We start from the raw sequence: 13,346 nt of genomic DNA on the forward strand, positions 1-13,346 counted from the left end.
TCCTTCGCTCTGCCTTTCGCTGCGCCTCTCCCAGAACGACCATGGATCGCACAACTCGTTTCACCGTCCGAGGACCCACTTTGGATTCCAGAGAATAGACGGCGATCCGGGTCATGGTCCGGCCGACCTCGGAAGCTCTGCATTTACGGCTGCATCAATTGGGGTCGAGCCGCCGGGTGGAGGCCGACGCGTCGCGCTTGATCAATAGCCGTCCGGAGCTAGCTCCCAAGAGAATGGGAGAATGTCGCGATGTGTAACCTCTACAACCTTACCACCAACCAGGCGGCCATCCGCGACCTCATCTCGATTACACACTTCCGTGCGGGCAACCTCGAGCCGTCGCTAAACATACACCCCGACCGTCCTGGCCCAATCGCCCGCCTCGACGCCAGTGGCGAGCGCGAGCTGGCCATGAGCACATGGGGCATGCCGACACCGGAGATCCATCGTGAGGACAAACCCGACAGAGGCGTGACCAATATTCGCAAGACATGGATACCGCATTGGCAGCAGTGGCTGGGCATTGGCAACCGCTGCCTGGTTCCTGCGACGGCGTTCTCGGAATATGAACAGGTTGCCGATCCGACCACGGGCAAGAAGCCGCTGCGCTGGTTCGTTGTCAACGAGGATCAACCCGTCTTTGCGTTAGCTGGCATTCACACGCGATGGAAAGGTGCCAGAGGGCCGATCAAGGCGCCCCGGCACGGCGAACATGACATCTACGCATTCCTGACGACCAGACCGAATGCGCTCGTTAAGCCGATACATCCGAAGGCTATGCCAGTCATGCTGACGACGCGAGAAGAGTGCAAACTCTGGCTGACCGCGCCGTGGTGGGAGGCAAAGAAGCTCCAGCGGCCCCTCCCCGAGGAAAGCATGATGGTTTTGCCGCCGTACACAGCCGTGGGAGGCCTTGGAGGACTGCCACCTAAGACAGCAGACCTGTTCGCTTGAAAATGAAAACAGGAGATGAGACGAGCTGGGGCGCGGTCGATGGTCCTAAGCGAACTGCTTCCTGAGGAAGGCAAGGGCCATCTCCGCACCCTCAGGGGATATCGTGTGGCCGACCCCTGGCAAAACTTCAATTTCAACGTCGAAGCCAGCAGTCCGCAACTGTCCGGCGGCTGCCTTCGAGGCCCGGGCTGGTATGCTGGAATCGTCTTGTCCGTGGATCAGAAGGATAGGCATACGGTTCGACATCACCGCCGGACGAATTGGTAGTAACCCCGCAAAGGACACGAGCGCTCCGATCTGCCACCGGCCGGAGGCCACCGCGTCTAGCGCCATAAGGGACCCCTGCGAGACGCTCACGAAGGCAACGCGGTCAAGCGCGTTTTCGAAGCCTTCGCGTGTTACCACTTCCGAGATCAGCTCGTCGAAAGCCTCACGGACGAAATCGACATGATCCGGGCGCAACTCCTGTCCATCCACTCGAAACCACTGATGTCCACCCTGTGCCCCAGGAAACGGAGCGTCGGGAGCGGCGAACCGCGTATTGGGCAATGTCCGTCGCCACGGGCCCGCAATGGGCATAATGGAGGAACCGCTTCGACCCATCCCATGCAGTAGGATGACGAGCCGCTGCTGGGATGATGCTAATGAGACGCTCATCTTCTATGTCAGCCTATCGATGCCTTGGGTTTCTGCAGGCAAACGACATCGGGCGACGCCGTCTCCAGCCATCGAGGAGCACGTCGGGTCGACCGTTGACGCCGTTCACGTTGTAAGTCGCGATCTTCACTTGCTGACTTTATGGTCACCTTAGTCTCCCTGTCCAAGTTGGGCGTCCCCCTTTGCCTTGTGCCACCCGTCTGCAGACAATGATTGGCCGACGTCGAGGCTCTCCTTGAATCAACGGTCTTCATCGCAGCAGACGTTTCGCTTGTCGGTTCCGGTTTTGATCAGATCGCGCTTTGAGCATGAGGACTCCACTGTGGTTGTAGTCGAGGCAAACGCACGTCGAGCCGAAAAGATGCATTGGATTCATGGGTCTAAGTTGTGGACGTTGAATTCTTCGCTGGACATGCTGCAAATCGCTGAAATTGATTCGTTTTGACGCGGAACGAATCATCCCGGATTCGATTGACTCGCGGAAGTTGTGAGTTGGAGTATCGCGTCATGGCAGCACCTAGAGCTAACTGGAAGGGCTTTCTCAAATTCGGCGAAGTCGCATGCGGGGTGGCGCTTTATACCGCCGCCTCTGCTTCCGACCGGATCGCCTTCAATACGTTGAACAGGAAGACGGGCAACCGCGTTCGGCGCGAGTTCATCGACAGCGAGACTGGCCAAACCGTTGAGCGCGACGACCAGGTCAAAGGCTACGAAATCGATAACGGCCAGTACATAGTGCTTGAGCCCGAGGAAGTGGCCGCTGCTGTCCCCGAGAGCGACAAGACGCTGAAGATAACCTCGTTCATCCCGTGCCAGGAGATCGACGACGTCTATTTCGACAAGCCTTACTATCTCGCCCCCGACAAGATGGGAGCGGACGCGTTCGTCCTGCTGCGCGACGGGATGAAAGAGGCCAAGGTCGCCGCAATCGCGCAGACTGTCCTCTTCCGCCGGATGCGCACAGTCCTTATCCGCGCGCACGGCAAAGGACTGATCGCGACCACGCTGAACTTCGATTACGAAGTACGCTCATCAAAGGAAGCCTTCGAGGACATGCCGGAGCTGGAGATTAAGGGAGAGATGCTGGAGTTAGCCTCCCACATCATCGGCACCAAAAAGGGAACGTTTGACGTCAGCGAAGCTGACGATCGCTACGAGAGCGCGCTCGCCGAACTCGTAAAGGCCAAGATGGAGGGCCGCACGCTACCGAAACCGAAAGCGGTCAAGGTATCTGAGCCGACCGATCTCCTCCAAGCGCTGCGCGAGAGCGCTGGTATGCTGGCAGCCGCCGGGAACGCGCCGAAGCGGACCGCCGCGAACGGCAACGTCGGCACCAAGCGCTCGAAGACGGCGACCCGTGCCACCGCACCGAAAGCCAAAGCTGCTTCGGCCTCACAACGTCGCGCCGGCTGATAGGAGACCGCCATGGCATCGATACATCCCTACTGGAAAGGCTATCTCAAGCTCAGCCTGGTCACCTGCCCCGTGCAGATGATGCCCGCGACGACCGAGAGTGAGAAGGTTAAGTTCCATACCCTGTCGAGGACAACCCAGAACCGGGTCGTCAGCCACTATGTCGACGCAGTCACGGGCAAGGAAGTAGCCGATGGCGACGAGGTGAAGGGATACGAGCGCGGCGAGAACGAATACGTCATGCTCGAGGACGACGAACTCGACGCCGTCGCCCTTGAGAGCACCAAGACAATCGACATCAAGGTTTTTGCGCAGCGAGACACGATCCAGTGGGTGTGGCTGGAGACGCCCTACTACCTTTCGGTGGAAGACCCGGTCGGCCAGGAAGCTTTCTCGGTGATTAGGGACGCCATGGCGGCGCAGAAGATGGTTGGAATTTCGAAGCTGGTGATCTCTCGCAGGGAGCGGACGGTCATGCTCGAGCCCCGTGGCAAGGGCATCGTGCTTTGGACGCTACGCTACGGAGACGAAATCCGTGACGAAGACCTCTATTTCGCGAGTGTCGGGGAAGAGGTCGCCGATCCCGAGATGATGCCGCTCGTCCAGCAATTTATCAAGCAGCAGACCAGACCATGGGACCCGAAGATGGTCGTCGATCCTGTGCAGGGTAAACTTTTGGAGTTGATCGCGCTCAAGAAGAAGGCGTTGAAAAAGACCGTGAAGGCGAAGCCTGCTGTGGCGACCCCTGCCCCTTCCGGCAATGTCATTAACATCATGGACGCCCTGAGAAACAGCATCAAGGCCAACGCCGATAGCGGCCGCCGCGCCTAACGTAAAGGAGAAGCGAGATGACCCTGGAATTGAGCCACCAACCGATCGTCGTCGGCGAGAACGGTCATCTTCTCGCGACCGATGGCGAGCTTTTTTGGGTTGTCGTCGTAACACGTGAAGCTCTGGAGGCGGTAACCCACCAGTTCGATGCGACAGTCGAGAACCTGACAAGCCACGCCGGACTGTATCTCGCCATTGCTGAACAACACCTTGCTCGCAAAGACTTTTCACACAATCGGATTTGGGTGCAGGAAGAAGATGTCGATCTGTGGTTGGTTTCGGAACCCATTCGCCAGGCATCGGGACGTGTGGCTCGCAATCTCGCTTCGGGATCACGCCACCTTTTGCCCCAATTTACCGCCAATCCGGTTTGATCATCTCGGTACGAACTGGCTGGCATATGAGTGATGGCATCCGCCCCTCTTGTCACGCCTGAGAAAAATGGTTCGAGGTTCCGCTCAGTGCGGAACATCCCACTCTCCCGCAAGTTCAAATATTACGGACCTGTGATTGCGATCACAACGTCCGGCATAGTCGCCACCAGATCATCGATAACAGTATCATATTCGCCCGATCCAATCGCACCTCTCAGCCGCCCGGCGACCCCGCAGTGGCGAAACAACCCCATGTATTAGGAGCCCGACCATGGCCAAAGCAGCAAAGACCCTAGACGTTCTCTTTCACGACACACTGAAGGACGTATATTTCGCCGAGAACAAGATCGTCGAGACCCTCCCCAAGATGCATGACGCCGCCAAAAGCAAACAGCTCAAGGACGCTTTCACCAAACACCTCGCTGAAACCAAAGTCCACGTCGAGCGCCTTGAGGAAGTCTTTAAGATTATCGGCAAGAAGCCGGAGCAAAAGACATGCGATGCGATGATGGGCATCACCGAGGAAGGTGCCGAGATCATGGAAGAATACGAAGGCTCTCCGGCACTCGATGCAGGCTTGCTCGCCGCGGCGCAGGCTGTGGAACATTATGAAATGTCGCGTTACGGCACGCTGCGCACCTGGGCGCTTGAACTCGGTATGAAGGACGCGGCGAAATTGCTCCAGACGACGCTCGATGAGGAGCAGGCGACAGACATCGCTCTGACCTCGATCGCGACTAAGGTCGTGAACCAGAAAGCCGAAGCCTGACTTTTGTAGGAAGGTGATCAACTGCCACTGCCAAGTTCGGCGGATTGGAACGAATGCGGATAGCTGCGTATCGGTCCGCCATAATACAGCCAGGCAAACATAGAACTATCTCGGGTCGCGGAATTCTCCGCGACCCGGGGCGCGTTCTGGGCGAAGCGTACGAGCTGATCATCAAGAGCTTGTCGCAATTCGTTTCTGTGACGCTGTCAATTCATCCGACAGCGGTTGATGTACCTCACGACCTGTCGGCGTGACGTTCGACGACAGGAGACCGTTCTTGCAGGGTCGTTCGTCGTCCCACCCGGGGTGATCGACAATAGGGTAGAGACAAAGACCTTCCAGAGGAACGCCCAACTGGCGTGCGCGTTGGCCCTCGTCGGACACATACTGGAACCACGATGCGCGCCGGTCATCCTCGATCCCGGTTTCCGCTATCAGGATGGGTCGCCCGTAGCGGGCGTAGGTTTCCGCCAAAAGCTTGCTGAGGGGCTTGTAAAGAGGATGGCCGTGATCAATCGGCAGACCGCCGTGGATCCACTGGTTGTTGAAATAATAATTTACGCCGATGATATCGAGATAGCGTTCTGTTCCGCCGATCTGTGGCCACATGCGGCCCGAGATCAGGTCCCAGCCTTGGAATTGTGATTGGTGGTGACCGCCCGCCACACCGGCTTCCCAAGGGCGCGATGGGTCGGTGACGACGTTGATGATCGGATCACAGTGGACGAAGCGTGCTCGAGGATCTACTGAGAGGATGGCATCCATGGCCGCGATAGCGGCGCGCGCGAGCTGTACTTTCAACTCGAACCCTCGACCATTGCCAAATGGATTAAGGTATCCGGCGTCACCGCCGGCCCACGCAAAAAACGAGATTTCGTTGACTGGGCAGTAAAATGGTATTTCGTCGGTTTCCTCTCGAACGATGCGCGCGCATTCCCGAGAAAAACGTGCGAAACGGTCTACGAATGCTGGTGACCAGATGTTGACGTCGTCCGGCAGGCCGTAATGGAGCAGGTCCCAGATCACCTGGGTCTTTGTTGTCGCCGCCGCCTTGAGCATCGGCCGAATGCTTGACCAATCGTAACGGCCGTGACGGTCGATGAGATGCCAGCGAAAGCCGTCTCGCACGGTACGTATCCCGAAGCCGGCCAGCTGCTGGTAATCCTGTTCCGCATATCGGTCATGTCCGATTGAGTGGATCACGTCTAGCCGCCGGCCTGAAACCTCGCCTCCGCGCGGCCGCAATCTGTGAGTGGAGCACTCAAACCCGCCCTGCAGGAAGGATTTAAAGAGGCTCGTGGGTTCCGCTGGCCTGCGCTCGGCACGCACTTCCGCAAAAAGTTGCTCCCACTGCGGGAGTACCTTTGCGACGGAGTAGGTGTCCTCGACTTTACGGCGAAGAGCCGAGCCGAGCTGGCGGCGGATTTGGGGATTGGCGATCAGCTCGGCGATCTTTTTGGCCACGGAAGCGGGATCGTAGTAGGGTACGAAAAGGCCGGATATACCATCATCGATCTGCTGCAGCGCGCCGTTGTCGGGCGTCGCAATGACGGGCAGCGAAGCAGCACCGGCTTCCGCGATCACGTGCGGCATGCCCTCGCCCTTGGACAGCCAGACAAAGATATCGAATGCCGACAGTAGCTCGGCGATATCCTTGCGGTCGCCGAGAAAAACGAGCTTGCCGCCGAGACCGCGCTCAAGCGCCAGGTTGCGGAGATCATCGGCATAGTCCGGCATGAACGCATCGGGGCCGCCGACGATGACGAAGCGGGCGCTCAAATCTTCGGCCGAGACCAGTGCCGCGGCCTCGATGAAATCGGCGACATTTTTCTTTGGGTCCAGGCGCCCGACCCAGCCGGTCAGCGTCTGGCTGTCCGTAATCCCGAGGCCGGCGCGCAAGTGAGCGCGACGGGTCGTCTCGAACGCCGTCAGATCCACCATCGAAGGGATCTCGATGGCGTGCTGCTCACGCCCCGGCATGCTCGACGCTGCGGCGTCTCGGATCGACCGGCACACGCCGACATAGCGGCTCGTCAGGTGTTTCGGTCCGGCCAGCGCCTCCGATACCAGGCCGCCATGTTCGATCAGCAACGGTCGCAGGTGCATCCGCTCGAGCGCCGGATAGATGTCCGCGACATTCTGACAGGAGACGACGATGTCGTAGCCCGCTGCCTTGTCGGCGAGGTAGCCGACCGTATCATCGAACGACAATTGGTAAGGCGCGGTGTCGACGTCCACACCGAGGGCGCGCAGCTGGTCATGGGTCTGCTCTGGCATCCCCTCCTTGCGGAAGCAAGCGACCACGTCGATGCGATAGCGGCGCCGATCAAGGTGCTCGGCAAGGAGAAGCACTTCCGTCTCCTCTCCGCCGACGACGAGCCAGGCGAAGACGAACAGGATCCTGGTTGGGGGGGCGCCCGCACTCATTGGGCCACCTGAAAGACGACCTGCAGGAAGTCTGGCCTGTTCTCGACAAGGTCGGTCAGAAAGCCCGGTGCGTCGTCCAGAGGGATGACATGGGTGATCATATGCTCACGGATGTCGCCGCCCCTCGCCTTCAGCAGGTCGATCGTTGCCAGAGCGAGCCGGCGTCTGTCCCACAAGGGGGCAAGGCCGCGCGGCACGCGGTTGATCTGTGCGCAGACGATGTTGAGGCCGTTGTGGTGGAACTCTTCGCCGAGCCGCAGAGCATCCGCACCGCCCTGGTAGAAGGCAAGGTCGATGACAGTACCCTGCGGACGCAGCGCCTTCAGGGCCGTGTGCAAACTGTCCGAGTGGGCACGCGTCTGAAAGACGATATCGGCACCGCGCCCCATGGTTCCATCATGCCAGCGGGCTTTCGCGTGGTTCCAGGCCTGGTCCTCGGTCATCGCCGTCAGGCCCATCGCCTCTGCTTTGCTTCGGCGAAAATCGGAGGGATCGGCAATAACGACGTCGGACGCCCCGAGCGCTTGCGCAAAGAGGGCCGTCATCAACCCGACGGTGCCAGCACCGATGACGAGAACCGGCCGGTCCTTAATGCCTGCCCCGAGCGCCGGGACATGGGCGCCATAGGACAATGCGTCGGCGTGCAGAATGCCATTGGCGGCGATCGGACCCATCTGGGCGACGAGGACGCCGAGGAGAGGATCGATGCCGTCAGGCATTGGGATCAACACGTCGTGATAGGGGTTGGCCGTGTGGCCGGTCTTGTGGGCATAGGCGGAGGCAACGATGGCGCCCTTGGCAAAACCCGTCGCGCGTGATTCGGATACCCGCGCGACTTCCATGTAGCCGAGGAACGGGACCGGATAGTGGAGATCTGCTTCGTTACCGACAAACACGCCACGATCACTGTCGAAGCGCGACCGAAAATAGGGGTTGGTGTTCTTGAGGAAGGTAAGCTCCGTCCCTGCGGACAGGCCGGTGAAAAGTGTCTCCAGCCTCACCTGGCCATCGGACGGTGGTCCCTCCTCGTATTCGAAGAAATAGGGCCGCCCTGGTCCCTCGACGCCGAGCGAGCGGATCATGCGGTGGCCGGGCGGCATTCCGTGATGCGCTTCCGGACGCGGCTGGAACTGCAGGGGCGCCGGCGCCGGCCGCGTGGTCTCCGGCATGTCGAGACGGACGGGTTCGCCGCTCTCGGCAGATGCCATGACGGCGAGTGCCAGACGGTGCGTCGCCACGGCATCGCCATAGGGGCAACGGATGCGGTTTTCACCGCCGCTGACAGCATCGATGAAATCGCGGTCCTCGCGCCAGACCGGGTCGCCGTCGGCGCCGCGGGTCGGCCGTCCTCGCCCGGTGTCGATCATGATGTCGCGGTCGGTCAATTCGATGGCGAGCCGGTCGGCAAAGATGTGCAGGCCGACACGGTGGTTCCAGCCGAGCAAGCACGTCGAGGCGATGTTGGCGATCACGCCGCTCTCGAAGGTCAGACTTGCCGTTGTCACCGTCGGCACGTCGAGGCCCGGAAATTCGGCCCTGTCGGTGTGTCCGACGCGGCCGTAGACCTCTCTGACGTCGCCGATCAGGAAGCGGATGAGGTCGAGGAGATGGGTTGTTTGCTCGACGATCTGTCCGCCGGACTTGTCCTGCTTCCACCACCATTGCGGCGGCGGCGTGGAATCGAGCCAGTAACCGGACAGCAGCTGCGCGGGGTTGTGTTCAAGCAACGTCCGCGCCTCGTCAACGGTGTCAAGATAGCGCCAGTGGTAGCCGACCGCTGTGATGATGCCCTTTGCCGCCACTGCTGCCGAAATCGCCTCTGCCGTCTCAAGGTCGAGCGACACAGGTTTTTCGACGAAGAAGGGAATCCCGCGCGCGATCAGGTCATGCTCGGGTTCGCCGTGCGCAAAAGGCGGTACGCAGACATAGACCGCGTCGGGGCGCTGCTCGTCGAGCATGTCCTTGTGGTGCCGGAAAGACCGTGTACCGAAGCGCATGGCGGCACGGTCGGCGCGTTCGAGGTCGGGATCGGCAAAGCCCACCAGTTCAACGTCTTCGAAAGTGGCGAGAATGTCCAGATGCCGTTGCGCAATGCCTCCGACGCCGATGAAGGCGAGACGCGTCTTTTTCATGGCTGTATCCTTTTGCTTAGCTATTGCAGGCTCCTGCAGAACGCGGTCGTAGATTGCGGCCGTTTCCGCTCCCATCCGGGCCGCGGAAAAGTTGGTCGCGAAGCGTGCGCGGCCCGCTCCGCCCGTGCGTGCTGCCCGGTCGGGGTCGGAAAGCGCCGCTTTAATGACCGCCGCGAGGGATATGGGGTCACCCGCCGTGGCGAAGAGTTCGTGATGCTCGCCGAGTGCTTCTACGGTGCCGCCGACGCGTGTGGCTGCGACGGGGATGCCGAGCGACATGGCTTCGAGAACCGCCAGCGGCAGGCCTTCAAATCGCGATGGAAGCACGAAGAGATCGGCGATGTTCATAATGTCTGCGACATCCTGTCTCTGGCCGAGGAAGCGTACATGGCCCGAAATCCCAAGCGTCGAGACGAGCGCCTCGGTGGCCTCCTGCTCATCGCCGGAGCCAACGAGAAGCAGCGTGGCCGACGGATGAGCGGCGATAACGTCCGGCATGGCGCGCAACAGCGTCGCGTGATCCTTCTGGGTCGAAAACCGCGCCACCGTGAGGAGAACAGTGCGGCCATCCAGATCCATCTCTGATTTGACGTCAGTTGCAGATTCCTGCGGCTGAAGCGGGTATATGCCGTTCCTGACGACGCTCAGCCTGTCGCCAGCGATGTGACCGACAAAGCTCTCCTGGGAGGCGTCTGAGACGACGATGTGGTGGCCGATGGCTTCGATCTGTCGGCGGTATTCGTCGACTTGTTCGACATCGGTGAGGAGGTAAGGAAGATGCTCGGTACGGACGACCGGGATGCCGCGCTTTATTCCCGCAGCGGTAAGCCAATGCCCCTCCCAACCGATACCAGCGTGTACATGCAGGAGATCAAAGGGCTTTCCGCCCAGCCAGGTTGCAAAATCATCTTTCGAGTTGAGGCGTTTTACGCTCAGACCGTGCCGCAGGGCGCGGGTGAGTAACGGGCTTCGTTCTCCCGACAAGAGCGCCAGGGTCACGTCCCATTGCTTGTCCAGGGCACGGCCAAGGGCAAGCATGTGCTCTCCCATTCCCGACGGATCGAGACTGTCGGTTACCAGAAGAATGCGGGGCATTACTTGCCCCCGACCGCGACTGTCGCGCCGAACTCATCTGCAAGGGGATGATGCGTCAACGGGTGGACCTGCCTCCTGGCGCTAGAGTAGATCGATTGTGCCACGATTTCCGACATGAGATCGAAGGTCTTGTCCCAGGAGGAGCGGACCAGCATCGCATCCACGTCGCCGAGCCAGTCGCTGCCCTCGCCGGCCAGCGCAATCGCCCTGTCGCAGGCGTCAGCGAACTCTTTCGCGCCCGTGGCGAGAAAAACTCCCTCGAGGTTGCCATAGGCACGTGCAACATCTGTTACCCAGGTGCTGACCACCGGTCGTCCTGCTGCGAGATATTCCGGCGTCTTTGTCGGACTGATGAAGCGTGTCGCCTCGTTCAGCGCGAACGGCATGAGAGCGACGTCCCAGCCGGAAAGATAGGCCGGCAGGTCGGCATAGGACTTGAGACCGAGATAGTGGATATTGGCCGCGCGCGGCAGTTCTTCATCAGAGATCTTGACGACAGGACCGAGAAAGATGAGCGAGAGATCCGGTCGTGCCCTGGAGACAGCAGCAATGAGGCTCAGATCAAGCCTTTCGTCAATCACCCCATAATAGCCGAGCTTCGGCCCCGAGATTGCGGCCTGATCCGCCGGTTCCGTCATGCCGTCGCGCGTGGCGCGGAAATGCTCGATATCGACACTGGAGGGAAAGGCGTGGATGTTGTCATGTTTGTCTCGCTTTGCCTCATAAAGGCTCAAGCCGCCAGTGAACACGGCATCCGCACGCGCCATCAGCGCCCTCTCAGCGTCTTTCAACTGCATGGGTGCGAACTTGAAATTAGCAAGTTCGTCCATGCAATCGTAAACCACCGCCGCAGCGTCGATGTGCGCGGAAAAGGCGTACATCATCGGCGTGTAGTACCAGAGGATGGGTTTCACGCCACCATGCAGCTCGAGCAGTTCGTCCAGCAGGTTGCCAAGCGCTTCCTGCCGATCCGCCTCGGTCCACCAATGGGGGATCCTCGGACGGACCGCTTTGACGGTCGTGCCGGCAAACGGATGGATCTCGATATAGGCAAGGTGATGGTCGGTCGGGATGTATTCCTCGAAGAAGAAGACTTGGCGCTGCTGTGAAAATCGCTGCATCAGATGCTGCGGTCTCTGCAGCACGAAATCCCACCGGAGGTGAGAGAAACAGACAAGGGGGGCCTTGTCCAGAATGCGGGATTCCGAGGTGCGCGGTAGGGGATGCAGCAGGTTCATGGGGTTCCTCTTCAAGTAGTGAAACCTGCAACCAGCTAGTAATCCCTTAGTTCCAACGTTGGAAAGCCGCCCTGTCGAAATTCTGCAGCAATGGCGCGAGCCTCCTGATGGTGTGAGGCCATGTCCAGTTTGCCTGAACGATCTCGCGCGGAGTGAAGGTATCCAGGCGTGCCAGCATATCGGAAATGCCCTCGTGAAATCGGTCGCCGCTGGCTGTCGCCCCCGTCAGATCGGTGATGTATTGCAGTCCGCAGCTTAGCGCATCGTTGGCAAGCACCGGGATGCCGGCCAGCATATATTCCGTGAGGATGGCGGGCGCTCCGTCATCGATGCCGCACACGACACCTATGCGGGACTGGTTCATCAGCCGATTGACCTCCTCAAAGTCCACACCGGGTGGCCCGACGAAATCGACGTTCAGACCCGATGTGTCGGCCCGGTGGCGCAGGTCGTCCGCAAGCTCTCCGTAGCCGAAGACGCACAGCGTCCGGATGCTGCGCGGCATCTTCTCCAGCGCATCGAACAAGATGTCGTGACGCTTGTAAGCCTGTGCTGCCGCGACATAAATGACGTCGTAGACCTTTGGTAGGGGTAGCGGCCGAAACGTCAGATCGGATGCGAATTCGGGGCCGACCGGCATGATTGCTGTCTGCATTTCCGGATGGCGGGCCAGCACTGCCTCGGACTGCCATTCGGCGCCGGTCAGCACGAGATCGAAATGGCGACTGACCTCAAATGGGATGCGAAGCGCCGGCGCATCGATGGAATTGTAGATCTTGAAACTGTCGCGGCAGGCGAGAAGAATGTCTTCGCTAACCCCAAGCCCCCAGACGCAAAGGATGTCCGGCGGTCCAAAGGCTTTTATGTGGGCAAGCATGTCGTTCGAGGCGAAAGGCGCATCCGGCCCATCCAGCCGAAAGGACCGGCGGGTAAGCCAGGGGCTGTCGGCGTCCTCCCGATCAAGCGGCGGCGTCTCTCCGCGCCAGTGGGTCCAGATCTCCGCGCAGTCCACAAGGCCGCTGTGCAGGGCAGCGAGCGGCAACCTCTCGATATAGCCACCCTTTACCTCGACGTGATCCGGCCGACCGGTGCCTCTTGGGCTCTTCCCACGACTGCCCGAGATCCATTGCTGGTAGAACTCTGAAACCGGCACAACCGATCCACCGAGATATTCGCCACTTTGAAAGTCACTTATAACAACCAGACGTCTTGGCCTCATATTTTGGCCGTTCCTTCATTGGGTTGGAGAGGGCAACGCCGCAGCCGCGCCAGCAATACGACCGAACGATCCTACAGTGCCGAGACATCAGCCGCGACCGGAGCACCCGGACGCATTCCACGATTGCTGGCCCTCATCGCTGTGTTGCTCTCAAAACAACTTTTAGAATAATTAGTTCCGGGACATTATCTGTTGAGCAATTATCTACTGAACAATGGAATTAAGGTTTATTACAGC

Annotated in this window: 9 protein-coding genes and 2 pseudogenes; 5 read left to right on the forward strand and 6 right to left on the reverse strand. The window is 59.8% G+C overall.

What is annotated here, in order from left to right; all coding sequences use genetic code 11:
- Positions 1-249 precede the first annotated feature (249 nt).
- A complete protein-coding gene (locus J5289_RS20740; protein ID WP_209207402.1) occupies positions 250-954 on the forward strand; it encodes an SOS response-associated peptidase in 705 nt (234 codons plus the stop codon).
- A 45-nt stretch (positions 955-999) separates the two neighbouring features.
- On the opposite strand, the gene J5289_RS20745 is transcribed toward J5289_RS20740, so the two are convergent.
- Positions 1,000-1,611 (reverse strand): alpha/beta hydrolase, encoded by a 612-nt coding sequence (locus tag J5289_RS20745; protein ID WP_209207401.1) that lies wholly within the window; start codon positions 1,609-1,611, stop codon positions 1,000-1,002.
- Between the two features lie 20 nt (positions 1,612-1,631).
- Positions 1,632-1,741 (reverse strand): annotated as a pseudogene (locus J5289_RS29750) (exodeoxyribonuclease III); the annotation flags it as partial.
- A gap of 377 nt (positions 1,742-2,118) precedes the next feature.
- Between J5289_RS29750 and J5289_RS20750 the strand changes: the two are divergent.
- From J5289_RS20750 to J5289_RS20765, 4 genes are all read left to right on the forward strand, one after another.
- Positions 2,119-3,024, forward strand: a complete 906-nt coding sequence (locus tag J5289_RS20750; protein ID WP_209207400.1) for a Ku protein — start codon at positions 2,119-2,121, stop codon at positions 3,022-3,024.
- Positions 3,025-3,036: 12 nt separating this feature from the next.
- Positions 3,037-3,855: a Ku protein gene (locus J5289_RS20755; RefSeq protein ID WP_209207399.1), complete on the forward strand. Its 819-nt coding sequence runs from the start codon at positions 3,037-3,039 to the stop codon at positions 3,853-3,855.
- A gap of 17 nt (positions 3,856-3,872) precedes the next feature.
- Entirely contained in the window at positions 3,873-4,229 is a 357-nt protein-coding gene (locus J5289_RS20760) for a hypothetical protein (RefSeq protein ID WP_209207398.1), read from the forward strand.
- A gap of 271 nt (positions 4,230-4,500) precedes the next feature.
- Positions 4,501-4,998 (forward strand): ferritin-like domain-containing protein, encoded by a 498-nt coding sequence (locus tag J5289_RS20765; protein ID WP_209185738.1) that lies wholly within the window; start codon positions 4,501-4,503, stop codon positions 4,996-4,998.
- 171 nt (positions 4,999-5,169) lie between these two features.
- Here the strand turns inward: J5289_RS20765 and J5289_RS20770 are convergent, their stop codons facing one another.
- The 4 genes and pseudogenes from J5289_RS20770 to J5289_RS20785 form a co-directional block, all read right to left on the reverse strand.
- Positions 5,170-7,425: a glycosyltransferase family 4 protein gene (locus tag J5289_RS20770; RefSeq protein WP_209207397.1), complete on the reverse strand. Its 2,256-nt coding sequence runs from the start codon at positions 7,423-7,425 to the stop codon at positions 5,170-5,172.
- On the reverse strand, positions 7,422-10,652 hold the full coding sequence (locus tag J5289_RS20775; protein ID WP_247750739.1) for a glycosyltransferase: 3,231 nt from the start codon (positions 10,650-10,652) through the stop codon (positions 7,422-7,424). The genes J5289_RS20770 and J5289_RS20775 overlap by 4 nt, the downstream gene beginning before the upstream one ends.
- 77 nt (positions 10,653-10,729) lie before the next feature.
- A pseudogene (locus J5289_RS20780) lies at positions 10,730-11,773 on the reverse strand (glycosyltransferase); the annotation flags it as partial.
- 163 nt (positions 11,774-11,936) lie between these two features.
- The gene (locus tag J5289_RS20785; RefSeq protein WP_209207395.1) at positions 11,937-13,109 is read right to left on the reverse strand and encodes a glycosyltransferase; all 1,173 of its coding nucleotides are present in this window, start codon (positions 13,107-13,109) and stop codon (positions 11,937-11,939) included.
- Positions 13,110-13,346: the final 237 nt, after the last annotated feature.

It is taken from the genome of Rhizobium sp. B230/85, assembly GCF_019355735.1.
GTDB lineage: Bacteria > Pseudomonadota > Alphaproteobacteria > Rhizobiales > Rhizobiaceae > Rhizobium > Rhizobium rhododendri.

Excerpts from the sequence above, each read along its gene's own strand:
- J5289_RS20740 (WP_209207402.1), top strand. The coding sequence starts at position 250 with ATGTGTAACCTCTACAACCTTACCACCAACCAGGCGGCCATCCGCGAC.
- J5289_RS20745 (WP_209207401.1), bottom strand. The coding sequence starts at position 1,611 with ATGAGCGTCTCATTAGCATCATCCCAGCAGCGGCTCGTCATCCTACTG.
- J5289_RS20750 (WP_209207400.1), top strand. The coding sequence starts at position 2,119 with ATGGCAGCACCTAGAGCTAACTGGAAGGGCTTTCTCAAATTCGGCGAA.
- J5289_RS20755 (WP_209207399.1), top strand. The coding sequence starts at position 3,037 with ATGGCATCGATACATCCCTACTGGAAAGGCTATCTCAAGCTCAGCCTG.
- J5289_RS20760 (WP_209207398.1), top strand. The coding sequence starts at position 3,873 with ATGACCCTGGAATTGAGCCACCAACCGATCGTCGTCGGCGAGAACGGT.
- J5289_RS20765 (WP_209185738.1), top strand. The coding sequence starts at position 4,501 with ATGGCCAAAGCAGCAAAGACCCTAGACGTTCTCTTTCACGACACACTG.
- J5289_RS20770 (WP_209207397.1), bottom strand. The coding sequence starts at position 7,425 with ATGAGTGCGGGCGCCCCCCCAACCAGGATCCTGTTCGTCTTCGCCTGG.
- J5289_RS20775 (WP_247750739.1), bottom strand. The coding sequence starts at position 10,652 with ATGCCCCGCATTCTTCTGGTAACCGACAGTCTCGATCCGTCGGGAATG.
- J5289_RS20785 (WP_209207395.1), bottom strand. The coding sequence starts at position 13,109 with ATGAGGCCAAGACGTCTGGTTGTTATAAGTGACTTTCAAAGTGGCGAA.